Source organism: Lysobacter helvus (assembly GCF_018406645.1).
Classification (GTDB): Bacteria; Pseudomonadota; Gammaproteobacteria; order Xanthomonadales; family Xanthomonadaceae; genus Noviluteimonas; species Noviluteimonas caseinilytica.
In genome coordinates, this window is sequence record NZ_AP024546.1 from 402,610 (window position 1) to 425,408 (window position 22,799).

21 protein-coding genes are annotated in these 22,799 nt (G+C 69.0%); 13 read left to right on the forward strand and 8 right to left on the reverse strand.

Features of this window, described 5'->3' with window-relative positions; genetic code table 11:
* Positions 1 to 9: 9 nt before the first annotated feature.
* On the reverse strand, positions 10 to 921 hold the full coding sequence (locus LYSHEL_RS02025) for a sensor domain-containing protein (RefSeq protein ID WP_213435375.1): 912 nt from the start codon (positions 919 to 921) through the stop codon (positions 10 to 12).
* Positions 918 to 1,289, reverse strand: coding sequence for a PadR family transcriptional regulator (locus LYSHEL_RS02030; protein ID WP_213435376.1), 372 nt, complete (start codon positions 1,287 to 1,289; stop codon positions 918 to 920). Before LYSHEL_RS02030 ends, LYSHEL_RS02025 begins: the two co-directional genes overlap by 4 nt.
* Positions 1,290 to 1,426: 137 nt before the next feature.
* Between LYSHEL_RS02030 and LYSHEL_RS02035 the strand changes: the two genes are divergently transcribed.
* Together LYSHEL_RS02035 and LYSHEL_RS02040 are read left to right on the forward strand one after the other, a co-directional pair.
* Positions 1,427 to 2,350, forward strand: coding sequence for a peptidylprolyl isomerase (locus tag LYSHEL_RS02035; RefSeq protein WP_213435377.1), 924 nt, complete (start codon positions 1,427 to 1,429; stop codon positions 2,348 to 2,350).
* A 74-nt stretch (positions 2,351 to 2,424) separates the two neighbouring features.
* Positions 2,425 to 2,721, forward strand: a complete 297-nt coding sequence (locus LYSHEL_RS02040) for a hypothetical protein (protein WP_213435378.1) — start codon at positions 2,425 to 2,427, stop codon at positions 2,719 to 2,721.
* 3 nt (positions 2,722 to 2,724) lie between these two features.
* Here LYSHEL_RS02040 and LYSHEL_RS02045 read toward each other — a convergent pair whose 3' ends face one another.
* Positions 2,725 to 3,618 (reverse strand): DUF2785 domain-containing protein, encoded by an 894-nt coding sequence (locus LYSHEL_RS02045; RefSeq protein WP_213435379.1) that lies wholly within the window; start codon positions 3,616 to 3,618, stop codon positions 2,725 to 2,727.
* Positions 3,619 to 3,720: 102 nt separating this feature from the next.
* On the opposite strand from LYSHEL_RS02045, the gene LYSHEL_RS02050 reads away from it, so the two are divergent.
* Positions 3,721 to 5,553 carry a DUF885 domain-containing protein gene (locus LYSHEL_RS02050; RefSeq protein WP_213435380.1) on the forward strand — a complete coding sequence of 611 codons (1,833 nt, stop codon included), beginning with the start codon at positions 3,721 to 3,723 and terminating at the stop codon, positions 5,551 to 5,553.
* 16 nt (positions 5,554 to 5,569) lie between these two features.
* On the opposite strand, the gene LYSHEL_RS02055 is transcribed toward LYSHEL_RS02050, so the two are convergent.
* Positions 5,570 to 6,559 carry a polysaccharide deacetylase family protein gene (locus LYSHEL_RS02055; RefSeq protein WP_341868565.1) on the reverse strand — a complete coding sequence of 330 codons (990 nt, stop codon included), beginning with the start codon at positions 6,557 to 6,559 and terminating at the stop codon, positions 5,570 to 5,572.
* A gap of 18 nt (positions 6,560 to 6,577) precedes the next feature.
* On the reverse strand, positions 6,578 to 8,191 hold the full coding sequence (locus LYSHEL_RS02060; RefSeq protein WP_213435381.1) for a serine hydrolase: 1,614 nt from the start codon (positions 8,189 to 8,191) through the stop codon (positions 6,578 to 6,580).
* A 94-nt stretch (positions 8,192 to 8,285) separates the two neighbouring features.
* On the opposite strand from LYSHEL_RS02060, the gene LYSHEL_RS02065 reads away from it, so the two are divergent.
* The 3 genes from LYSHEL_RS02065 to LYSHEL_RS02075 all read left to right on the forward strand — a co-directional run bounded on the left by LYSHEL_RS02065 (position 8,286) and on the right by LYSHEL_RS02075 (position 13,224).
* Positions 8,286 to 9,134, forward strand: coding sequence for a DUF72 domain-containing protein (locus LYSHEL_RS02065; RefSeq protein WP_213435382.1), 849 nt, complete (start codon positions 8,286 to 8,288; stop codon positions 9,132 to 9,134).
* A gap of 80 nt (positions 9,135 to 9,214) precedes the next feature.
* Positions 9,215 to 11,863 (forward strand): DUF2339 domain-containing protein, encoded by a 2,649-nt coding sequence (locus LYSHEL_RS02070; protein ID WP_213435383.1) that lies wholly within the window; start codon positions 9,215 to 9,217, stop codon positions 11,861 to 11,863.
* Positions 11,860 to 13,224 (forward strand): DUF3999 domain-containing protein, encoded by a 1,365-nt coding sequence (locus tag LYSHEL_RS02075; RefSeq protein WP_213435384.1) that lies wholly within the window; start codon positions 11,860 to 11,862, stop codon positions 13,222 to 13,224. Before LYSHEL_RS02070 ends, LYSHEL_RS02075 begins: the two co-directional genes overlap by 4 nt.
* On the opposite strand, the gene LYSHEL_RS02080 is transcribed toward LYSHEL_RS02075, so the two are convergent.
* Positions 13,225 to 14,118 carry a DMT family transporter gene (locus LYSHEL_RS02080; protein ID WP_213435385.1) on the reverse strand — a complete coding sequence of 298 codons (894 nt, stop codon included), beginning with the start codon at positions 14,116 to 14,118 and terminating at the stop codon, positions 13,225 to 13,227.
* Positions 14,119 to 14,229: 111 nt separating this feature from the next.
* On the opposite strand from LYSHEL_RS02080, the gene LYSHEL_RS02085 reads away from it, so the two are divergent.
* Positions 14,230 to 15,114 carry a LysR substrate-binding domain-containing protein gene (locus LYSHEL_RS02085; protein WP_213435386.1) on the forward strand — a complete coding sequence of 295 codons (885 nt, stop codon included), beginning with the start codon at positions 14,230 to 14,232 and terminating at the stop codon, positions 15,112 to 15,114.
* Here the strand turns inward: LYSHEL_RS02085 and LYSHEL_RS02090 are convergent.
* Entirely contained in the window at positions 15,101 to 15,469 is a 369-nt protein-coding gene (locus LYSHEL_RS02090) for a TfoX/Sxy family protein (protein ID WP_213435387.1), read from the reverse strand. The two genes, LYSHEL_RS02085 and LYSHEL_RS02090, sit on opposite strands and share 14 nt — an antisense overlap.
* 40 nt (positions 15,470 to 15,509) lie before the next feature.
* Here LYSHEL_RS02090 and LYSHEL_RS02095 point away from each other — a divergent pair, with 40 nt between their 5' ends.
* From LYSHEL_RS02095 to LYSHEL_RS02120, 6 genes are all read left to right on the forward strand, one after another.
* A complete protein-coding gene (locus tag LYSHEL_RS02095; RefSeq protein ID WP_213435388.1) occupies positions 15,510 to 16,448 on the forward strand; it encodes a DMT family transporter in 939 nt (312 codons plus the stop codon).
* Positions 16,449 to 16,473: 25 nt separating this feature from the next.
* The gene (locus tag LYSHEL_RS02100) at positions 16,474 to 18,090 is read left to right on the forward strand and encodes an ExeA family protein (RefSeq protein WP_213435389.1); all 1,617 of its coding nucleotides are present in this window, start codon (positions 16,474 to 16,476) and stop codon (positions 18,088 to 18,090) included.
* A gap of 10 nt (positions 18,091 to 18,100) precedes the next feature.
* The gene (locus LYSHEL_RS02105) at positions 18,101 to 18,784 is read left to right on the forward strand and encodes a general secretion pathway protein GspB (protein WP_213435390.1); all 684 of its coding nucleotides are present in this window, start codon (positions 18,101 to 18,103) and stop codon (positions 18,782 to 18,784) included.
* Complete coding sequence (locus LYSHEL_RS02110) at positions 18,781 to 19,113, forward strand: hypothetical protein (RefSeq protein WP_213435391.1); 333 nt, start codon at positions 18,781 to 18,783, stop codon at positions 19,111 to 19,113. Before LYSHEL_RS02105 ends, LYSHEL_RS02110 begins: the two co-directional genes overlap by 4 nt.
* A gap of 85 nt (positions 19,114 to 19,198) precedes the next feature.
* A complete protein-coding gene (locus LYSHEL_RS02115; RefSeq protein WP_244858631.1) occupies positions 19,199 to 19,693 on the forward strand; it encodes a nuclear transport factor 2 family protein in 495 nt (164 codons plus the stop codon).
* 13 nt (positions 19,694 to 19,706) lie between these two features.
* Positions 19,707 to 20,345 carry a dihydrofolate reductase family protein gene (locus LYSHEL_RS02120; RefSeq protein ID WP_213435392.1) on the forward strand — a complete coding sequence of 213 codons (639 nt, stop codon included), beginning with the start codon at positions 19,707 to 19,709 and terminating at the stop codon, positions 20,343 to 20,345.
* Positions 20,346 to 20,397: 52 nt separating this feature from the next.
* Here the strand turns inward: LYSHEL_RS02120 and LYSHEL_RS02125 are convergent, their stop codons facing one another.
* On the reverse strand, positions 20,398 to 22,536 hold the full coding sequence (locus tag LYSHEL_RS02125; RefSeq protein ID WP_213435393.1) for a M36 family metallopeptidase: 2,139 nt from the start codon (positions 22,534 to 22,536) through the stop codon (positions 20,398 to 20,400).
* Between the last annotated feature and the right edge of the window lie 263 nt (positions 22,537 to 22,799).

Below are 22,799 nucleotides of genomic sequence, written 5' to 3' on the forward strand. Positions count from 1 at the left end.
CCACGTGCGTCAGGCGAACTGCGCGCTCTTGACCAGCAGGTTCTTCGCGATCGCGCCGTGCATCCTGCCGATGCCGCGCGCCAGGTGCAGCGTGCCGAACAGCAGCGCCACGCCGGCGATGAACACGAGCGGCATCTGCCACGGGTGCAACCAGTCGCCGCCCACGTCCCAGTGGTCGATGTACCAGTTGTCGAACGCGCCGAACCCGAGCAGCAGGGGCACCGCGATGCAGGCCAGCGCCGTGCTCAGCAGGGTCACGATCAGCGTGAAGTACGTGATGCCCAGCGGCAGCATCGCGAACATGTAGAGCAGCGTGGACCACGTGCGCGGGTCGGTGAACATGTCCTTGATGCCTTCCCACACGGTGCGCCCGCGCGCCGAGTACAGCGGGCGGCGCGGCATGCGTTCGCCCAGCATCACTTCGACGATGCGGCCTTCCACCAGCGACAGCACGCGCACCGAGCCGAGGAACAGCACGGCGAACGGGATGCCGATGATCAGCACCGCCAGGCCCACCGACAGCGAGATGCCCGTCGTGACCCAGGTGAAATAGAACGTGCCGGTCGCCAGCGCGAGCACCGAGTAGAACAACGCGCCGTACGTGCGCGGATCGGCGGCGACGCCGAAGAACCGGCCGAGCGCGGTCTCGCGGCGCACGGGCTGCGGCGGACGCAGCGCGCTCTGCACTTTCACTTCGGTGTCGCGATAGATGTCGGCGACTTCGTTCGGCGCGCCGTAGCTGCCGGCGACCGACGCGATCACTTCGGCTTCCGTGCGCGACGGGTTTTCCGCGAGTTCGGCGCGCAGGTATTCCTCCGCGTCGTACAGCGCGTCCTGCACCAGCGCAGGATCCGCACCCGCGAGCGCGGCGCGCAGCTGGTCGAGGTATTCGGGGATGGAATGCGGGAGCGCGGCGTTCATGGAAGGAGTCCTTCGAGCACGGAATCGACGGAGGTGCGGGTGGCGCGCCAGGCGGCGGCCCATTCGGTGAGGGCGGTGCGGCCGTCCGCGGTGATGCCGTAGTAGCGGCGCGGCGGGCCGCTGACGGAGGGTTCGACGTGGCTTTGCAGGAACCCCGCCGATTCCAGGTTGCGCAGCACCGGGTACAGCGCGCTCTGCTTGCCGCTCAGCACGCCCTCCCCGCTGCGCTCGAGGGTCTTGGCGATCTGGTAGCCGTACATCGGGCCGGGGGACGCCGCCAGCACCGCGAGCAGCGCCAGCGACACCGTGCCGGCGCTCAGCTCGCGCTGGAACTTGCGGAGGGATTGGTCGAGGAGGTCGCGGTCCATGGGGGTGGGTCCACTAGGTTGAAGTGGAGACTAGTGGTCAATTCGGTATAGCGGATGTGCCGGTAGTCATGACTGCGCACTTCCGCATGCGGGGCCCCTCGGTAGACTCGGCCGCATCCTTCGAATGGAGTCGCCGCATGCGCTGCAAGCCCCTGGCCTTCGCCTTGTCGCTGTCCCTCGCCATCGGCACGGTCTCCGCCGCCGAACCCGCGAAGCCCGCCAAGGTGCCGTCGATGCAGGAGATCCTCGACGCCTCCCCGGCCAGCGACTGGCGCACGCTCGACCCCGACCGCACGCTCTATCTCCAGTTGCCCACCGGCCGCGTCGTGATCGAACTGGCGAAGGCCTTCGCCCCCAACCACGTCGCCAACATCAGCACGCTCGCGACGGAGAAATACTGGGACGGCCTGTCCGTCATCCGTTCGCAGGACAACTACGTCGTGCAATGGGGCGATCCCACCGACGACGACAAGTCGCAGCAGAAGAAGCCGATCGGCTCGGCGAAACCACACCTGCCCGCCGAGTTCGAACGCAAGGCCACGGGCCTGCCCTTCGTGCAATTGAAGGATTCCGATGGCTGGGCGCCGCAGGTCGGGTTCGTCGATGGCTTCCCCGCCGCGCGCGATCCGAAGACCGACACCGCCTGGCTCACGCATTGCTACGGCATGGTGGGCGCAGGCCGCGACGTCGCCGCCGACAGCAGCGACGGCACCTCGTTGTACGTCGTGACGGGCCAGTCGCCGCGCATGCTCGATCGCAACATCACGCTGGTGGGGCGCGTCGTGCAGGGCATCGAGTTGCTCAGCGTGCTGCCGCGCGGCACCGGGCCGCTGGGCTTCTACGAGAAGCCGGAACAGTACGTGCCGATCGTGTCCTCCAGGCTGGCGCGCGACGTGCCGGAAAAGGACCGCACGCAACTGCAGTTGCTGCGCACGGACAGCAAGACGTTCGCGACCATCGTCGAGTCGCGCCGCAACCGCCGCGACGACTGGTACAAGCGCCCCGCCGGCCACATCGACCTGTGCAACGTACCGCTCCCGGTGCGCACGCCGAAGTCGTGAGGGCGCGGGCCATCACGCCCGCTTAGCTTTCCGCTGCCTAGCCTCGCGGCATCTTCCGCTTTCGAGATGCCGCGATGCCCAACCTGCGACTGCGTATCACCGGTAGCGACGACGATGCGCGCGCGATCATCAACCTGCTGCAAAGCCTGGACGGCATCGAACACGTGGAAGAGGTCGCCGACCTCATGCCGCACATGGACGACGCCGATTCCAGCTCGGCCGGGTTGAGCGAACTGCATTCGGGCGGCGACGTGCACGAGGTGGAGATCGAAGCGCCCAACGACTCGACCGCCCGCAAGGTGCGCGAGACGGTGGAAGCGCTGGCGTTCGACCTGGACGTGCTGGCGGAATTCAGCAGCGACGACGACTGAAGTTCAGGGCACCGTCTTCAATGCCGCCACGATCGGCGGCTCCAGCGCCTGCAATTGCGGATCGGTGCTCTGGTCTGCTTCCAGGTACAGGCCGGTGAGGAACGCGAGCAGGTCGTGGCGTTTCGCCAGCCAGCCCGCGTCGAGATAGCGCTTCTCTTCCGCACCCAGGCGCGGCGCGAACGCGGACAGCCACGTTTCCCATTCGGCCGGCGTCAGCAATCCGCGATGCGCGATCGCGAGCACGGGCCTTCCGAGGCGTCCCGGTTCGCCGAACACGTACGCATGCGTCGCCGGTGGCACGACCTGCGACGACACGCCTTCGAGGATGCGGTCCGCCTGCTTGCGATCCAGCGCCGGATTGAGCGCGAGCTGCAGCAGCCAGTCGCTGCCGTGCGCGACGCCGTGGCGCCAGCCTTCCTTCTCGTCGAAGCCGCGATAGTCGGTGACCGACGGCATGAAGCGCACCGCAGCATCGATCATCGCGTTGCGTTCTTCCGGCGTCATCCACGGCGCGATGCGATCGGTGCGCGCGACTTCCGACAACACGAGCGCGGCGAACGGACGGCGGAAGCCTTCGGGATCATCGCCCTGCAACGCGACGTACAACTTGTCGCGCAGGCTGCGCAGGCCGGCGGCATCGATCTCCTTCGCACGCATCCAATGCGCGAGCGCTTCGTACGCCACGCCATCGCGGATCGCAGGATCGGGGTCGCCGAGGCAATCGACGAGGCCTTCGGCCAGCGCCTGTCGCGCCGCAGCATCGGGCAGCGTGAACTGCAGGGCCTTCAACGCGAGCAACGACTCCTTCGTCTGGCCCTCGGGCGGACACGCGGCCTGGGCCGGTATGGCCACCAACGCGAGCGCAATCAACGAAACGGCAGCGAACGAACGAAGCATGCGTGCGATTCCTCCCCGGGGACGCCGCAGCCTACCGCAGGCCCATGCGCGCCGGCGCGTGCCCGCTTATGCTCGGCGCCTCTTTGCCCGGGAATCCGACCGATGCGCCTGCCGCCCAAACGCCCGACCCTGCAAACCCTGTGCGCCGCCGCCCTGCTCGCCGCCACGCTCGCCGCGTGCCAGGGCCAGGCGCCCACCGCGCCGACCGCCAACGCACCGGCCGCCACCGCGTCCACCGCGCAGGCCGATGCGAAGTTCGCCGATCTCTCCAAGCGTTGGCTCGATGGCTGGTTCGCGCTCAATCCGGTCACCGCCACGCAAGTGGGCGACCATCGCTTCGACGACAAGGTCGATGACCTGAGCGCCGAAGGCCGCAAGCGCGTGGTCGATTTCAGCAAGGGCATGCTCGCCGAACTCGATGCGATCGATGCGAAGACGCTGTCGCGCGAAAACCAGGTCGACGCGCTGCTGCTGCGCAACCAGCTGAAGTCCGACATCTGGGGCATGGAGACGCAGCAGTCGTGGGCGTGGGATCCGCAGGTCTACAACAGCCTCGCCGGCGGCGCGATCTACAGCCTGATGGCGCGCGAGTTCGCGCCAATGCCCGAACGCCTCAAGCACGCCACGCTGCGCATGCAGCAGATCCCCGCGATCTTCGCGCAGATGCGCGCCAACCTGGATCCCGCGCGCGTGCCGGCCATCCATGCCGAGACCGTGTCGAAGCAGAACGCCGGCGTGCTGAGCCTGGTCGATACCTTCATCACGCCGAACGCCGGCCAGTTGCAGGGCGAAGACCGCAAGGCGCTGGATGCCGCGGTCGAAGGCCTGAAGAAAGCCGTCGCGGAGAATCAAACCTGGCTCGACAAGACGCTGGTCCCGAATGCGAAGGGCGACTTCCGCATCGGCGCCAAGCTGTACGACGAAAAGCTGCAGATGGCGCTGATGTCCTCGCTGACGCGCGCCGACATCAAGCAGCGCGCCGAGTCGGAGATGACGCGCGTGCGCAATGAGATGTACGGCATCGCGCAGACCGTGCTGAAGGACAAGCCGAACGCGCCCGCCCTGCCCGCGCAGCCGAGCGAAGACCAGAAGCAGAAGGCGATCGAAGCCGCGCTGGAACTCGCGTACGCCGATCGTCCGAAACGCGAGGACGTCGTCGAGGCCGCGAAGGCCGCGCTCGCGCAGGCCACCGCGTTCACGCGCGAGAAGGACCTGGTCACCGTGCCGACCACGCCGGTAAAGGTGATCCTGATGCCGGAATTCCAGCGCGGCGTGTCGGTCGCGTACTGCGATTCGCCCGGCCCGCTCGACAAGGGCCTCGACACCTACTACGCCATCTCGCCGATCCCGGACGACTGGTCGCAGGCGCAGGTCGACTCGTTCCTGCGCGAATACAACTCGCGCATGATCCATCTGCTGTCCATCCACGAGGCGATGCCGGGCCATTACCTGGAAGGCGCGCATTCGGCGGAGAACAAGTCGACGCTGCGCGCGGTGCTGCGTTCCGGCCTGTTCGCCGAAGGCTGGGCCGTCTACACCGAAGACCTGATGGCCGATGCGGGCTACATGAACAACGATCCGCTGTTCCGCCTGGTGCAGCTGAAGTTCTACCTGCGCACCATCGCCAACGCGATCCTCGACCAAGGCGTGCATGTCGACAACTGGACGCACGAGCAGGCCATGGACCTGATGACGCGCCTGGCGTTCCAGCAGGAGCGCGAAGCCGAGGGCAAGTGGACGCGCGCGCGCCTGACGTCCGCGCAGCTGCCGACGTACTTCGTCGGCGTGCAGGAACACTTCGACATGCGCAAGGCCGTGGAAGCGAAGGAAGGCGACAAGTTCAACCTCAAGGCCTACCACGACAAGGTGCTGTCGTACGGCGCGCCGCCGGTGCGCTTCGTGCGCGAGCTGATGCTGGACGAACCGATCCAGTAAGCGCGATCGCCCGCGTCTACTCGAAGGACGGGGAGACGCCGGCGAGTTCGATGATCCACTTCGGCGTGCGCGGCTCGCCGAAGTAGAAACTGTCCGGGCGGCCTTCGGTCTTGGCCCAGCGATGGATCCAGCTGGTGCCGAGGGCGCCGGTGTAGGTGTCGGGCCGCTGGTACGCGGGATCGCGCGTCGCCTCGGCCAGCGTGACGAACCGATAGCCCCGTGCGCGGAGCGCTGCGACCAGCGTGGTGCAGGTGTCGGCGTTGAGTTCGTTGGCGTGCACCAGCAACACCTGCGGCACCTCGTACCCGAGCAGGTCGACCGACCGCTGCTCGTAGTACACGAACTTGGCCTGCATGTAGGCGATGTAGTCCGCGCGCAAGCGTTGCAGCGTGTCCTCCGGCGCGTGCGCGGCGATCGCGTTGCGATAGGCCAGCGCGAACACCCACTCCGAACTGTTCACCGTCACCGGTGCGACGCGATAGCCGTGCTTCGCGAGGAACGCGTCCACGTCGTGCTTCGCTTCGAGTGTGGCGCCCGTGCGCAGGAGCGGATAGCGGAACCATTCCAGCTTCAGGCCGCGCTTGGCGAGCATCGGCCGCAGCAGGCGTTCGCCATCCAGGATGTCGTGCTTGAACCGGCGCGGGCCGACGGCGTTGAGGTCGCTGTGCCAGCGCGTGTGGTTGCCGAGCGCGAAGCCGGCGTCGAGCCAGTCCTTCAGCATGCGCACGCGCTCGGGCCGCAGCGTGTTGTCCGAATACAGCAGGCCTTCGTTGACGAAGCCGATGACCGGGATGTCGGCCTGCCTGAGCGCGGCGATCAGGCGCGCGTGCTCGGCGGCCATGTCCGCGGGCGGCGCGTTGCGCAACATCACCCACGGCACGTCGTCGAAGGTGATGGCGATGCGGCGATCGACGGTGGGCGCCGGAACGGCCGGGACCGGATCGCCCGCCCACGCAGGGAACACCGCCAGCGCAGCCCACAACACGCTGGCGATGAAGCGACCCACCCGGGCACTCCGCACGTGCTACTGCTTCTCGACCGGCACCAGCCGCAGGTCCTGGAAATCGAAGCTGAAATCCGTCAGCGGCGAAATCGGCTCCATCCGCGCTTCGCGGATCTTGCCGTCCGGCGTCAGCGCGAAATTGAGGAAGGCATCGGCGTTCAACCAGCGCTGGCGCCAGCGGATGACGAACGTGTCGTGCTGCCACGGTTCGATGTCGCCGACGAGGTCCGGCGTCTTCGTGAAGCGCACCACCAGCTTGCCGCCTTCGTTCGCGATCGCGATGTCGCCGTACCACGGATCGCGATACGTGCCGGCATACGACGCCAGCGGCAACGACGGCGGCGCATTCGACGCGCGCGCGGCGAGGTGCTTCTGCCAATCGGCGTCCGCGTTGTCCTGCGACTTCGCGAAGGCCTTCGCGTAACCGGCGAGCCAATCGGTCTTCGGCGCATCGAGCATCAGGTCGAGCGCCTGCATCGTCACGGCGTTGAACGCTACGCCGACTTCCTGGCTGGTCAACACGATCACGCCGATGTTCCTGTCCGGCACCAGCGTCAGGCGCGACACCATGCCCGGCCAGCCGCCGGTGTGCCACACGAGCTTGTTGCCGCGGTAATCCGACAGCTGCCAGCCTTCGCCGTAGCCGAGGAAGTTGGGCTTCGCCGCGCGCAGTTCCGGCACCGACGGTTCGCTGACGGGGATCGGCGTGACGATCGACCACATCCCCTGCTGGCGCTTCGCGCTGAACAGGCGCTGCTCCTTGCCCTGCGCGTCGGTGTACACGCCGCCGGCGAGCTGCATGCGCATCCACTTGCTCATGTCGTGCACGCTGGAATAGATGCCGCCGGCGCCCGACACGTTGCCCCACGTCATCCGCGGCGCGGGCTGCAGGTCCTTGAAATCGGCCTTGGCGTAACCGGTGGCGACGTTGTCGTTCTTCGTCAGGCGATCGCTGTTGAAGCGCGTCTCGTCCATGCCCAGCGGCTTGAAGATGCGCGTGCGCAGGAACTGTTCGTACGACATCCCGCTCGCCTGCTCCACCACCAGCTGCGCCACGCCGAACAGGATGTTGTCGTAGGCGTACTGGTTGCGGAACGCCCCGCCCAGCGGCACGTCCTTCAGGCGATGCGCGACTTCTTCCGTCGTGTACGTGGTGGTCGGCCAGTACAGCAGGTCGCCGGCGCCGAGCGTCAGGCCGCTGCGATGCGCGAGCAGGTCCTTGATGCGCATCTCGCGCGTGACGTAGGGATCGCTCATGCGGAACCACGGCAGGTGGTCGATCACGCGATCGTCGAGCGAGAGCTTGCCTTCGTCGGCGAGCATCGACAGCGACGCGGCGGTGAAGGCCTTGGTGTTCGACGCGATGGCGAACAGCGTGTGCTCGTCGATCTGTTGCGGCTTGCCGACTTCGCGCGGGCCGCAGCCGCGCTCGAACACGATGCGGCCGTCCTGCACGATCGCCACCGCGATGCCCGGCACGTCGAACTGCTTGCGCACGGCGTTGACGTAGTCGTCGAAGCCGGCAAGGCGCGCGTCCTGCGCCGTCGCGGCGGCGGCAGGCGCGGCCTGCGCATGCGCGGCGACGGGCGAGAGCAGCGCGCAGGCCAGCGCGAAGGACAAGGCGGTGCGGATCATGGCGGCGTTCCCCTGGAGACCGAGGCGCCGAGTATCGCGGGCCCGTGCACGCCGCGTCGATGCCCCGCACGTCATGCCGCGCTACGCTGCGCCCATGGCCCGCGCCAAAGCCCCCGAAGCCGACCTCGGCACCGCGACCGCCCCCGGCGCGATCGACGGCATCCGCGTGGGCGTGGGTGGCTGGACCTTCGCCCCCTGGCGCGAAACCTTCTATCCCGAAGGCCTGGTGCAGCGCCGCGAGCTCGAGTACGCCAGCCGGAAGCTCAGCGCCATCGAGGTGAATGGCACCTACTACAGCGCGCAGAAGCCCGACACCTACGCCCGCTGGCGCGACGAGACGCCGCCGGGCTTCGTCTTCACGGCCAAGGCGCCGATGCGCATCGTGCAGGCCAAGGTGCTGGCCAACACGGCGGGCCAGGTCGATGCCTTCGTCGATGGGCTGTCGACCATGGGCGAGAAGCTCGGCGCGATCCTGTGGCAGTTCGAACGCAAGCTCGATCGCGAGGACTTCGCGGCGTTCGTCGATCGCTTGCCGGTCGAAGCCGGTGGCCGGCGATTGCGGCACGCGCTGGAAGTGCGCGATGCCGAGAGTGTCGATGCAACGCTCGTCGCACTCGCGCGCAAGAAGAACGCCGCGCTCGTCTACACCGATTCGGAGGAATGGCCGTCGTTCGCCGACGTGACCGCCGATTTCGTCTATGCCCGCCTGATGCGCGCACGCAGCGCGATCAAGACCGGTTACACCGGCCCGGAGTTGAAGGCGTGGGCCGAACGCGCCCGCACGTGGGCGCAGGGCGGCGAACCCGCGAAACTCCCGCGCCTCACCGGCGACGCACCGAAGCTGCCGCATCGCGACGTCTTCGTGTTCTTCATCAACGCGGACAAGGAACGCAATCCCGCCGCGGCGACGACGTTGATCGACCTGTTGCGCAAGCCGGCCTGAGGCCCCGCCCGTCCCCGTTTGCATTTGGCGACGATCGCCGGCCCAATGCGGTCTGCCGGTGACAAGGGGATGGATCCGACGTGGAAAGCCTGATCGTGCTGCTGCTCCTGGCCGTCCTTGCCGTGCCGGTGCTGCTGATCGTTGCGCTGCTGTCCCTGCGCGAACTGCGGGGCCGCGTCGGCACGCTGGAACGCGACCTGGCGCAACTGCGTGCCGAAGGCGCGATGCCTGCGACCGCGACCGCGCCCGCGGCGCGACCGCGCGCCGAAGCCGTCGCGCCGGCACCGCCCCCGCCGCGCCCCGCGCCGGTCCCGCCGCAACCCGTCGCGCCGACGCAGGCCGCACCGCCGCAGCCCGCTCCGCAAGCCACACCCGCGCCCGTGCCCCTGCGCGTCCCGAGCCCGCACGTGCGCGAACCGCGTCCGCCCGGCCTCCCCGAACGCGCGATCGAATACATCAAACACTGGTTCACCGTCGGCAACGTGCCGGTCAAGGTCGGCATCCTCGTGCTGTTCGCGGGCGTGGCGGCGTTGCTGAAGTTCGCGGCCGACCAGGGCTGGCTGCACGCGCCCATCGAAGTGCGACTGGCCGGCATCGCCGCGGCCGCGCTCGCGGCGCTCGTGTTCGCGTGGTGCCAGCGCGAACGCAACCGCATCTTCGCGTTGAGCCTGCAGGGCGGCGCGATCGGCATCCTGCTGATGACGGTGTTCGCGGCGTTCAAGTTGTACGGCCTGATGCCGGCGGGCGTCGCGTTCGGGTTGAGCGTCGTGCTGATCGCGGGCGCCGGCATGCTCGCGGTATTGCAGGATGCGAAGGCGCTGGCGTTCTTCGCCGTACTCGCCGGTTTCCTCGCGCCGATCTGGCTGTCCACCAACAGCGGCAACCACGTCGCGTTGTTCTCGTACTACGCGGTGCTCAACGCGGCGATCTTCGCGATCGCGTGGTGGAAGGCGTGGCGCGTGCTCAACCTGCTCGGGTTCGTGTTCACCTTCGGCATCGGCACGGCGTGGGGCGTGCTGCAGTACAACCCGGACAAGTTCGCGACGACCGAACCCTTCCTCGTGCTGTTCTTCGCGTTCTATCTCTTCATCCCGCTGTTGTTCGCGCGCAAGCGGCCCGAGGGACGGCGCGACTTCATCGACGGATGCCTGGTGTTCGGCACGCCGCTGGTCGCGTTCGCATTGCAGGCCGGGTTGCTGCGCGGCGATCGCATGCCGCTCGCGTTCTGTGCACTGGGGCTCGCGGTGATCTACGCGGTGCTCGGGGCGCTGTTGCGGCGTCGCGGTGGCTACGCGATGTTGTCGGACGCGTACGTGCTGCTGGCCGCGGGCTTCGCCACGCTGGCGGTGCCGCTGGCCTTGTCGGCGCGCGCAACCGCCAGCGTGTTCGCGCTGGAAGGCGCGGGCCTCGTGTGGCTCGGCGTGCGGCAGTCGCGGCGCTGGCCGGAATGGTCGGGCCTCGCGTTGCAGGCGCTCGCGGCGTTCGCGTTCCTCGATGCGGGCAACTATCGCGGGCCCAGTGACGCACCGATCGCCAATGCGATCTTCATGAGCGCGCTGATGATCTGCGCCGGTGCGCTCGCGTCGGCGTGGGTGTATCGCAACGCCGGGCGTCGGGTGTCGGGCGCGCTGGCCTACGCGTGGGGACTGGCGTGGTGGGTCGGCAACGCCTTGCTGGAAATCGATGCGTTCGTCGCGTCCGTCGCACGCGCGGATGCGTGGCTCGCGTTCACCGCGCTCACCGGCTGGCTCGCGGCGGAAGTGCATCGCCGGCGCCCCGCCAGCGGCCTTGCGGGCACCACGCTCGCGGCGTTGGCTGTCGCGGCACCCATCGCGCTCGCGCAGGCCGATGCGCACCAGCAACCCTTCGCGGGCTACGGCCTGTGGGCCTGGGTGCTGTTCGCGGTGCTCGGCGTGCGCAGCCTCGTCTGCCTGCGCGAAGGCGAACATCGCGTCGCCGCGTGGGCGCAATTCGCGTGGTGGCTGGTGTGGCCGTTCGCGTTGTCGCTGGGCGTGTCGTGGCTGGGCGAACGCTTCCAGCTCGCCGACGGCTGGCGCATCGCGGGTGTCGCGCTGCCCTGGCTGGCGATCGCCGCGATCGGCATGTTCCGGTGGCCGTGGCTGTCGGCGCCGATGCACGAACGCTTCGATCGCCTGCGCATGACGTTGCAGGCCACGTTCTTCGCGATCCTCGGCGTGGGCTTCCTGCTGACGCTCGTCGAAGCCGGCGGCAGTGCGCCGCTGCCGTGGATTCCCGTCGCCAATCCGATGGAACTCGCGCAGCTCGCCGCGCTGGTGCTCGCGGCCCGCTGGGCGTATTCGACGCAAGCGCCGCAAGCGGTGCAGGCGCAGCGCGTGCCGATGGTGTCGGTGCTGGGCTTCGTCTACATCACGTCGGTCGTGCTGCACGCCGTGCATCACTGGGGCGGCATCGCCTGGAACGACGGCCTCATCGGAACGAGCCTGGCGCAGACCAGCCTCACCGTCGTGTGGAGCATCCTCGGTGTCGTCGGCTGGGTGCTCGGTTCGCGCCGCGGGCAACGCGTATTGTGGCTCGCAGGCGCGGTGCTGATGGCGGTGGTGCTGGTGAAGCTGGTGATCGTGGATCGCAGCAACCTCGGCAACGCGCTCGGCATCGCGTCGTTCATCGCGTTCGGCCTGTTGTGCACGGTCGTCGGTTACCTCGCCCCCGCACCGCCGCGTGCGCCCGTTCCGGAAGGCTCCGCATGAAACGCATCGCCTGGTATTCCCTGGCCTGGTCGTGCCTGCTGCCCGTCCTCGCCTGCGCCGCAACGCGCGACGACTACGTGCGGCAGTGGCCCGTCTCCGCGCCGGGCGATGGCGGCGCGTATCGCGTGGTGCTGGATCGCGCGGTGTATCGCACGATCGCAACGCCATCCTTGCGCGACGTGACCGTGGTCGATGCGGACGGGCAACCGGTGGCGGCCGATGTGTTCGGCCCCGATGCGCCGCTCGCCGAACCGCCGCGGCGCATCGATGTGCCGTGGTTCGCGTTGCAGCCGCGCAAGGGAGAAGGCGCGGCGTCGCTGGCCTTGATCGCCGAACGCGATACGTCCGGCCGCATCCTGTCGCTGCATGCGCAGACGGGCGTGGCGCAGGACGAAGGCGGCGCGCGCGCGTTCCTGTTCGACCTGAGCCAGGCACCGCCGGGCGTGGATGCGCTCGAACTCGATTGGCCGCAGGGCGCGGCGATCGATGCCGCGTATCGCGTCGAAGCGAGCGACGACCTGGAGGACTGGCGCACGATTTCCCCGCGCGTGCAGTTGCTCGCGCTGCAACAAGGCAGTCGCCGTCTGGAAAAACACACGATCGAGTTGCGCGAAGCGAGCCGCTACCTGCGCCTGGTGCCGCTCGACGATGCGCCCGCGCTGCCGTTGCAGCACGCGAAGGCCCGCCTGTCCTCGCAAGCCGTCGACACGCCGCTGCAGTGGGAAATGCTGCAGGGCCGCATGGTGCGCGAGAACGACGCGACGACGTTCGTCTACACGCTCGACGGCCGCTTCCCGATCGAACGCGCGGACGTGCAGGGCGTGGGCAACGTGGCGGTGGAATGGCGACTGGAAAGCCGCGACGACGACGGCGCGTGGCGCTGGCGCGCGGGCCCGTGGGTCGCGTATCGCGTGGGCACCGCGGGCCGCACGAGTGCGTCGCCGCCGACGTCGGTGCTCGATGCGCCCGTGCGCGACCGGCAGTGGCGCCTCACCGCGACGAGCGGCGCGCCGGCGCACGCGCCGGCATTGCGGCTGGGCTACCGACCGGAAGTCATCGTGTTCCTCGCGCAGGGACGTGCACCGTATGCGCTCGTTGCCGGCAGCGCGGTGGCCGCGCGCACCGATGCGCCGTTGCCGCGCTTGCTGCAAGCCTTGCGCGCCGAACGTGGCGACGGCTGGCATCCGGCGGATGCGACGCTCGGTGCGCCGGTGGAACTCGCCGGCGCCAGCGCGCTGCAACGCCCGACGACGCCGCGCGACTGGAAGCAGTGGTTGCTGTGGGCGTTGCTGATCGGTGGCGCGGTGCTGGTCGCCGGGTTCGCGGTCAGCCTGCTGCGCAAGCCGCCCGAGGCGCGCTGATCACTTCGCGCGCTGGCTGAAGGCCACGCTGCCGACGATGAGCAGGCCGGCGACGACCATCGTCCCGGTCACCGCTTCGCCGAGCAGCATCCACGCCCACGCCACGCCGAACAGCGGCACGAGGTACGTCACCGTCGACGCACGGCCCGCGCCGACGCGCGCGATCAGCCGGTAATACATGACGAACGCGATGCCGGTGCACAACACGCCGAGCATCCCGGTGGCGAGCCAGGCCTGCATCGGAATCGCATGCGACGGCCACTGCGCGATCGCGAACGGCAGCAGCAGCAACGTCGAGGTGCCGAGCGTCGCCGCAGCGACCGCCGCCGGGGGCAAGCCGGTGAGATGGCGACGCACGAGATTCAACCCGATGCCGTAGAGGAACGCCGCACTCGCACCGGCGGCGACGGCCCAGCCGACGCTCGCACCCGCGGTCTTGCCGCTGGCGAGCACGATCACGCCCGCGAAGCCCACGACCAGCGCGATCGATCGCCGCAGGCTGATGCGTTCGCCGAAGAACAGGAACCCGACCAGCGCGGTGAACAACACCGTCATCGAATTGCAGATCGCGCCGATGCCCGCCGGCGCACGCTGCGCGGCCCAGGCGAACAGCACGAACGGCACCGCCGAATTGATCGCGCCGATCAGCGCGAGCTTCGGCCACAGTTTCAGCGGGAACTGCGCGCGATGCCGGAACAGGAACGGCAGCAGCACCGCGCAGCCGAGCGCGAGGCGCACATCGACCAGCGGCGCGGCGCCGAACACCGGCGCGGCCATGCGCATGAAGAGGAAAGAGGCGCCCCAGATGGCACCGAGCACCACGATCTCGACGGGCGTGACCCAGCTTCGGGCCCCGCTCGCGACGGGGAGGGGAGACGCGGCAACGGTGTTCATCCGGGGCAGCCTGTAATCCGACGCGTGTCGGAGGTGCCATTGTCCGGGACGCGCAGAGCGTGACAAGCGCATACTTTCCGGGTCAGCCACAAGCCAGATTTGAGGCTCGCCATGGTCCTTCGCCCCGATTGGCTCCCGGCCCTCTCCGCCTTCGAGTCGGCGGCCCGGCACCAGAACTTCGCGCACGCCGCCGAGGAACTGAACCTCACCGCCAGCGCCGTGAGCCACCACGTGCGCAAGCTGGAGTCGCGCCTGGGCGTGGCCCTGTTCCAGCGCCACGCGCGCGGGGTCACGCTGACCAGCGAAGGCCGGCGCCTCGCCGATGCGTCCGGCAGCGCGCTCGCCGACATGGAAGGCGTGCTGCACACGCTGGGCGGCGAACGCGACGACACGCACCGCGTGCGCATCACCACGCTGCATTCGCTGGCCTACACGTGGCTGATCCCGCGGCTGCATGCCTTCACCGATGCGCATCCGGAGATCCGCCTGTCCTTCGACACCGAGACCGCGCTGGCGCGCTTCGATGAAGGCGGGCCGGACCTCGGCATCCGCCACGGGCCCGGGCACTGGCCGGGGCTGACGGGCCACGCGTTGATGGACGAAACCTTGTTCCCGGTGGCCTCGCCACGCATGCCCGGTTTCGACGCGATCCGCACGCCGGCCGACATCGCGCGCGTGCCGCTGATCCTGGATCACGCGCGACAAGGCTGGCTCGATTGGTTCCGTGCCGCCGACGTGCATAACGTTCGGCTGGACGAGCGCCACAGCTTCAGCGATACGACCGATGCGTTGAATGCGGCGGTGTTCGGGATCGGCGCGGCGCTGGCGCGCGAACGCGTGGTCGTGCCGTATCTCGCGGATGGCCGGTTGGTGCCGTTGCCGGGGCCACGATTGCCCGCGCGCTGGGGCTACCACGTGGTCTATCCGGCGCATCGCCGGTTGCGGCCCGCGGCGCAGGCCTTCGTCGACTGGGTGTTGTCGGTCAGCGCCGCCTAGCCGCGTCGCTCCGCCGCTTGCGCACCCGCCCGACGGGTTTCCGCAACGCGGCCTCGTGAGCCCGGCGGGCCCAGGGGAGGAATGCCTCGGACGAATCCATCGCTTCCTCCGGCACCGACCAGTACGACATCGCCACCGACTTCCCGCTGGATTCGTAGACGAAGGGCGCGCAGCCGGCCGCTTCGAAGGCGTCGCGCGTGGCGTCGTCCGTCTTCAGGTACACCGCCTCGTCGATCACGATCCCCACGATGCGGCCGTCGAAGTAGACGCCGTGCCCGCCGAACATGGCGCGCGTGGTGATGGGCCCGAGGTCGGAGAACAGTTCGCGCAGGTATTCGAGGAAGTCGTGGCTCATCCCGCGGTTCGTGCTGTCGGCCCGTGGCGATAATAGCCGCATGCCGAACCTGCCCACCGACCCCAAGGCCACCCACCGCGCCTGGCTGCAGATCCACCTGTGCGTGTTCCTGTGGGGGTTCACCGCGATCCTCGGGAAGATGATCTCCCTGCCCGCGTTGCCGCTGGTGTGGTGGCGCATGGTGTTCGTGGTCGGCGCGCTCGCGCTGATCCCGCGCGTGTGGCGCGGGCTGCGCGCGATGCCGCTGCAGTTGATCGGCAAGTACGCGGGCATCGGCGTGCTGGTCGCGCTGCACTGGCTCACGTTCTATGGCGCGATCAAGTTGTCGAATGCGTCGGTGGGGGCGACGTGCATCGCGCTCGGTACCGTGTTCGTCGCGCTGCTCGAACCGGTGCTGGCGCACGCGCGTTTTTCGAAGCGCGATGTGTTGCTCGGCGTCCTCGTGCTCCCGGGCGTCGCGCTGGTGGTGGGCGGCGTGCCCTCGGGCTACCGGCTCGGGATCCTGGTGGGCGCGATCTCAGCCCTGCTCGTCGCGATCTTCGGTTCGCTGAACAAGCGCTACGTGCACCACGGCGACCCGCTCACCGTCACCGCGATCGAACTGGGCGCCGGCACCGTCGCCCTCACCCTGCTGGCGCCGCTGATGCCGCACCTGCCCGGCATGGCGCAGGCCTTCCCCGGCGCGGTGTTCGTGGTGCCCGGTGCGCGCGACGCCGTCCTGCTGGTCGTGCTGGCGCTGGCCTGCACGCTGTTGCCGTTCGCCCTGTCGCTGGCGGCGCTGCGGCACATGAGCGCGTTCGCGCAGCAGCTGGCGGTCAACCTGGAGCCGGTGTACGCGATCGTGCTGGCGGCGCTGCTGTTCGGCGAGCAGCGCGAACTCACCCCGGCCTTCTACCTGGGCGTGGCGATCCTGCTGGGGGCGGTGTTCCTGCACCCGCTGCTGGCGCGGCCCCGGCCGCCGTCAATCGTGGCACCCTAGCCGCCACCGTCTTTCGGGTTTGCGCATGTACCTGGAACATTGGGGCCTCAAGGAACCGCCGTTCTCGATCACGCCGGATCCGCGCTTCGTGTTCCTCAGCGAGCGCCACCGCGACGCGCTCGCGCACCTGCTGTTCGGCGTGGGCCAGGGCGGCGGCGGTGGCTTCGTGCAGCTCACCGGCGAGGTGGGCACCGGCAAGACCACGCTGTGCCGCCTGTTGCTGGAACAACTCCCGGAGAACACCCGGGTCGCGCTGGTGCTCAACCCGCGCCTGACCGCGATCGAACTGCTCGAAACCCTGTGCGAGGAACTGCACCTCGACATCGGCCGGACGCACGGCAGCACCAAGGCGCTGGTCGACACGCTCAACACCTACCTGCTCGATGCGTACGCCAAGGGCCTGCACGTCGTGCTGATCATCGACGAAGCGCAGAACCTCTCCGTCGATGCACTGGAACAGGTGCGCCTGCTCACCAACCTTGAAACCGATACGCAGAAGCTGCTGCAGATCATCCTGCTCGGGCAGCCGGAACTGCGCGAGATCCTCGCCCGCAGCGACATGCGCCAGCTCGCGCAACGCATCACCGCGCGTTACCACTTGATGCCGCTCGATGCGAACGAAACGGGCGCGTACCTGCGCCATCGCTTCCGCGTCGCGGGCGGCTTGCATTCGCCGTTTTCCGCGAGCGCGGTGCAGCGCGTGCACAAGCATTCGGGCGGCGTGCCGCGCTTGATCAACGTGATCGCCGAACGCGCGTTGCTCGGCGGTTATGCGCACGATGCGACGAAGATCGAAGCATCGGACATCGACCGCGCGGCGCGTGAAGCGCTGGCGCCCGCGCGTCGCGAAACGCCGGCGTGGAAGTGGGCGATCGCGGCGGGCGCGGTGCTGGCGTCGATCCTCGCGTGGATGTGGTGGCCGCGTGCGACGCCGTCGTCGACGATGCCGGCGCAACCCTCCGTCGCACAGGCGGCCACGCGTTCGTCGGTGGCGGCGCTGAAGCCGGTGAAACCCGTGAAGCCGGTGATCCCGTTCGTCGCGGCGGCGGCGTTGCCTGCGCGCCTCGAAGGCGTCGACGCGTCGGGCTTGCCCGCGTGGTCTGCGTTGCTGCACGAATGGAAATCCGGCGCGGACCCGAGCGTCGCGTCCACGTGCCCGCCGGCGATCGAAGCGGGCCTGTATTGCCTGCGCGCTCGCAACGGCACGCTCGACAAGGTGTTCGCGCAGGGGCGGCCCGTGTTGCTGCACCTGCGCGCGAAGGACGGTGCGTCGACGTGGGCGTTGCTGCTCGGCGCCGATGCGGTGCGTGCGCGCGTGCAGATCGATACGCAGACGTTCGATGTCGATCGCCTCGCGCTGGTGCGCGCATGGAATGGCGAATCCATCGCGTTGTGGCGCGGGCCCGACGCGTTGACCGAATCCTTGACGCCCGATGGCCGCGGCCCCGCCGTCGATTGGGTGCACGCGCATCTCGACCCTGCATACACCGGCCCCGCCGTGCTCGACAGCGCGATGCGCAGCGCAGTACGCGAGTTCCAGGCCTCGCGCGGCTTGACGAGCGACGGCGTGATTGGTCCCGCAACCTTGATGGCATTGGCCGCGCGCGACGCGGGCCCGCGTCTTCGCACGCAGCTGGACTGAGGACGAACGCATGTCGCTGATCCTCGAAGCCCTGCGCAAATCGGAAGCCGAGCGTCGCCGCGCGCAGGTGCCGGACCTGCTGGCGGAACCGCAGCCGGCGGCGCCCGTCGCGCGACGGGCTGCGCCGCGCTGGCCGTTGTGGATCGCAGCGGCGCTCGTCGCATTGGTCCCGATCCTGGTGATGCTGCGCAACGAACCCGCCCAACCCGTCGATGGCCTCGGGACCAAGGCGTCCGTGCCCGTGCAGGATGTCGCGATATCGAGCGATGTGGCCGCGATCGATCGCCCTGCCCCGCGCCCCGCGCCTGCGATCAAGCGCCCGCTCGTGATCGCACCGCCCGCACCCGCCGCGCCGACGACGCACACCGCCGCACCCACGGTCGCCGCGGTCGCAACGCCGCCACCGCCGCCACCGCGCGCATTGCCCGCACCGCCCACGCCCGCCCCGTCGCCCGTCGTGCAGGACAATTACGAACGCGTCACCGACCTCGGCCCCGACGAACGCAAGGCGCTGCCGCCGCTGAAATTCAGCATGCACATGTGGAACGACGTCCCCGCGCAGCGCTTCGTCATCATCGACGGCACGCGCCTGGTCGTCGGCGACCATCTCGGCCCGCTGGTGGTCGCCGACATCCTGTCCGATGGCGTGCTGCTCGACTGGAACGGGCGTGCGTTGAAGTTGCCGTTGCGGTGAGTCCACGACCGCCATCGTCGAGCGTCGCCGCGCTGCTGCTGGCGGGCTTGTCGATTGCGGGCTGCACGCCAACCGCCCAACACGTGGATGCTTCAGCCACGTTGATCGGCGAGCGCCAGGCACTCGAGATCAGTCGCAACGTTGCGCAGGCGCAAGGCTACGACCTTGCGCGATACCAGCTGGACACGTTCGGTGACCGGGGCGGTGGCAGCGACAAGGAATGGCTGTTCGTCTATGTGTGCAAACCGGTGCCGTCGCCGCCGGGGTGCAGTTTCATGGTCGTAGTCGATAGAACATCCGGCAAGGCCACCATTCACCCTGGCCAGTAGCGTCAGGATGCGATCGCATGGCCACCCTGCGTCTACCATTCGCCCCGGGCCCGCTTCGGGCCCGCCCCTCATCGAATCGAGATCCATGAAAGCCATCGCAAGCGCCTGCCTGCTGGTGTTGTTCGCCGCAGCACTTCCCGCCAAAGACGCGGACACCGACCATCCGGACATCCGCGCCGTCGTCGAATCGTTCCGCACGTCGATCCTCCAGCGGGACAAGCCGCGATTCCTCGCGCTGTTCGTGCAGGCGGAGGCGCCGTGGCAGAGCGTGCTGTCGGACGTGAGCCTCGCGCAGGTAAAACGCGACCGGCCGGACGCCATGAAGGCCAAGTTCGCACCGTCCAACAATCCGACGCAGTTCATCGACGGCATCGTCGCCAGCAAGAACAGCAGCGAAGAAACCTTCGACAACGTCAGGATCGATACCGATGGCGACGTGGCCACGGTGGCGTTCGATTACAAGTTCCTGTCCAACGGCAAGACGACCAACTGGGGCAAGGAATGCTGGCTGCTGGTGCGCACCGACGCGGGTTGGAAAATCACGACGCTGGTGTATTCCGTCATCCTGCCCAAGCACTGATCGAGGAATTCCAATGAGCCAGGTTTTCGTCAACATCGCCCTCAGCCTCGACGGCTACATGGCCCCGGAGGGCATGACGCTCGCGCACTGGGACACCGCCGATTACAAGGACTGGGGCGCGAAGTGGGGCGCCATGATGGGCTGGCTGCTCAAGCAGCGGTACTTCCGCGAGAACCACGGTTTCGGCGCCGGCGGCGAGATCGGTGCGGTCAACGACATGGTGCGCCGCACGATGGAGCGCACGGGCGCCAACATCATGGGCAAGCGGATGTTCGAGCAGGGCGAGGCGTCGTGGCCCGAGGAGGCGCCGTTCCACACGCCGGTCTTCGTGCTGACGCACGAAAAGCGCGAGCCGTGGGTGCGCCCGGGCGGCACGACGTTCTTCTTCGTCAACGACGGCGCCGAAAGCGCGCTGGCGCAGGCTCGGGCGGCGGCCGGCGATCGCGACGTCCGCATCTCGGGCGGCGCGGACGTGGTGCAGCAATACCTGAACCTGGGCGTCGTCGATGCGCTCGAGATCGCGCTGGCGCCGGTGATGTTCGGCGGCGGGCGGCGCCTGTTCGAAAACGTGCGCGAGCCGTTGCCGCAGTTCAAGGTCGACCACGTGCTGGCGGGACCGGACGCGACGCACGTGCGCTACGTGCGCACGTAAGCCCGGGCGTCAGCGGCGACCCGCAGGCCGCCGCTGATTGCTTCCCGCTCGGTCAGGGTGCGCCGCAAGCCGCGGGCACCGCGAACGACTCGCGGATCACCACCTTCGTGCCGCGCGCCGAACCATGCGCGCCGACACCCACGCCGTACTTCGCGAACGCACGCCACACGAGGCATTGCCGGCCCACGTCGGTCAGCGGGGCGAGGATGCCATCGCGCATGTCCTCGAACGTCGGTTCGGCCGGCGTGTAGTTCATGCCATCGACGAGGACCGCCAACGTCTGGTCGGCCGTGAATCCCGCCGCCTGGAAGTTCTTCCAGACCTGCCAGCCGATCGCGCCATACACCTCGCCGTCGAAGTGCACTTCGGTGCCCTGGATGTCGCCGTAGGTGCGCGAGTAATTCGCGTAACGCTCCGTGCGCAGGCCGTTCGGCAGGCCCGTGGCGTATTCGGCGACGCTGTCGTCGTCGTTGACGATGATCGCCAGCGTGTCGCCCATGCCTTCGCCGATCGCGCCGCCCAGCGGGCCGTCCATGCGATCGATCATGCGCCACGTCAGGCCGTGGCCGTATTCGTGCCAGACGATGTCGGAGTCGACGTCGCCGTCGCGCCGGATCAGCGGCGGATCGATCACGCGGATCGTGGCCGCGATCGGCGAGGACGCGCGGAGCGTGGCGCCCGCGGCCTGCGTCACCATCACCGCGGGAATCTGCGGGTCCGTGCCACCCATGACGATCGGATCGCCGGCCTGGTTGTTCGCCACGATCATGGCGACCGCGCCCGCCGCCTGCGCGTTGGCCGCCTTGACGACGAAGGTGCACGTGCCGCGATCGACCAGCGCGATCCGCCCGCTGACGTTGGTGGTGATGGCCTCGCAACCGTCGGCGTTGCTCGCCCCACCCCCGTCGAGGGCGGCGACGACCGTCCCCTGCAGGCCCGACGGGGTGAACGGCGGCGAGAACTCCGCGCGGCGCGCTGCGAACGTATTGCCGCCGGCGAGCACCTGATGGTCCGGTTCCGGCGACGACCACAGGTACATCTGCATGCGCGGATTGCGCCCGTCGTTCGGCGTGGCGAAGTTGGCGTTGTCCGTGCTGCCGCCATCCTGCGCTTCGGCGTTCACCGAATCGCTGCCCTTGGCGTTGCCGCCCAGGCCGAAGTTGTTTTCCTGGAAGTTGCCCGCGGCTTCGTCGAAGCCCGCGGCATACAGGCGATCGTGGATGACGTTGTTGAGGTAGAACAGGTTCTGCACCGCGACATCCGGGTTGCTGCCGTCGGAGGGCTGCACGTTCGGGTCGAAAGTGGCGAGGAAACGGCGGTTCGCAACGCGCGTGCCGCCGGCGTCCGGGAGTCCGTTGTTGTCGGTGTCCAGGTAGGCGTGCACGTTGTTGCCGGCGATGTTGTCGCTCAGGTTGCTGCCGTTGAACAGCCAGCCCACCGGCCCGCTGACGATCGCCTGCGGCGTCTTGTCCGGATCCACGGTGAAGACGCGATAGTCGTCGCGCGCCGTGCGGTGGCTCGTGTCGAGCACGCGGCCATCGCCGGACACCAGCGTTTCGACAAGGTCGTTGCCCGCTTCGCGCCAGGTTTCGACGACGAACCCCACCTGCATTCCGCCATCGGCCATCGGCACGGCGACGCGGGTCACGATCGGGCCTTCGTGGAAGCCGCGGGCTTTCGCGAACTTCGTGGCGGCGCCCGCCTTCAGCACGCGTGCGGGGGCAGCGCCGGCGATCCTGCGCGCGGACAGCGCCACGCGCAGTGCGCCGGTTTCGTCGATCTTCGCCGCCTGCAGGCCGGTGGCGGGCACAGGCGCGAGGTTCTCGATGACGCTCAGCAGTGCGCCATTGCGGCCAACCGCGGCCTTGACGTAGGCGCCATGCACCACGAGGCCGCCGACTTCCTGCTGCATGCGCAGCTGCCGGACGCCCTTGATGCCGGGCGCATCGGACCGCACGCGCAAGGCACTGAGGGCGCCGGCGCCGACCCCCTTCCCGCGCAGGAAGTTCGCGACGACCGTCGAAGGCGCCGCCTGCGAGGGCACAGTCAGCGCCTGTCCGTTCGAGCCGCGGGTGACATGGGTGGCGGCGCGATCGTCGCGCGCGCCCGGAGCGGCGGCGGCGGCCTGGACGGCAAGGGCGACGGCAGCCGACAGCAGGCCGACCGCGCAGGTCGTTGCGATGACTTTCATGCGGGGAACTCCCGGAATGTGGAGGGACTGCGGAACGGACGCGAACGCGTTCCCCCTGCCCGCGCTGCCGATTGGGCGACCGGCGTTGTTCGTTGCAGGTGAAGCCCGCTCTACCGCCGAGCTCCGCGCGCCCCGCGGACGACGCGCCCGCGGTGCATGCAACCGCCCTCGCCCGTCCCGTCTCTCCCTACCCCGTGCCGCCGCACCGTGGCAGCCAATGGATGGACGCGACAGCGGCCGCCGCGCCGCATATGCTCCGCCGG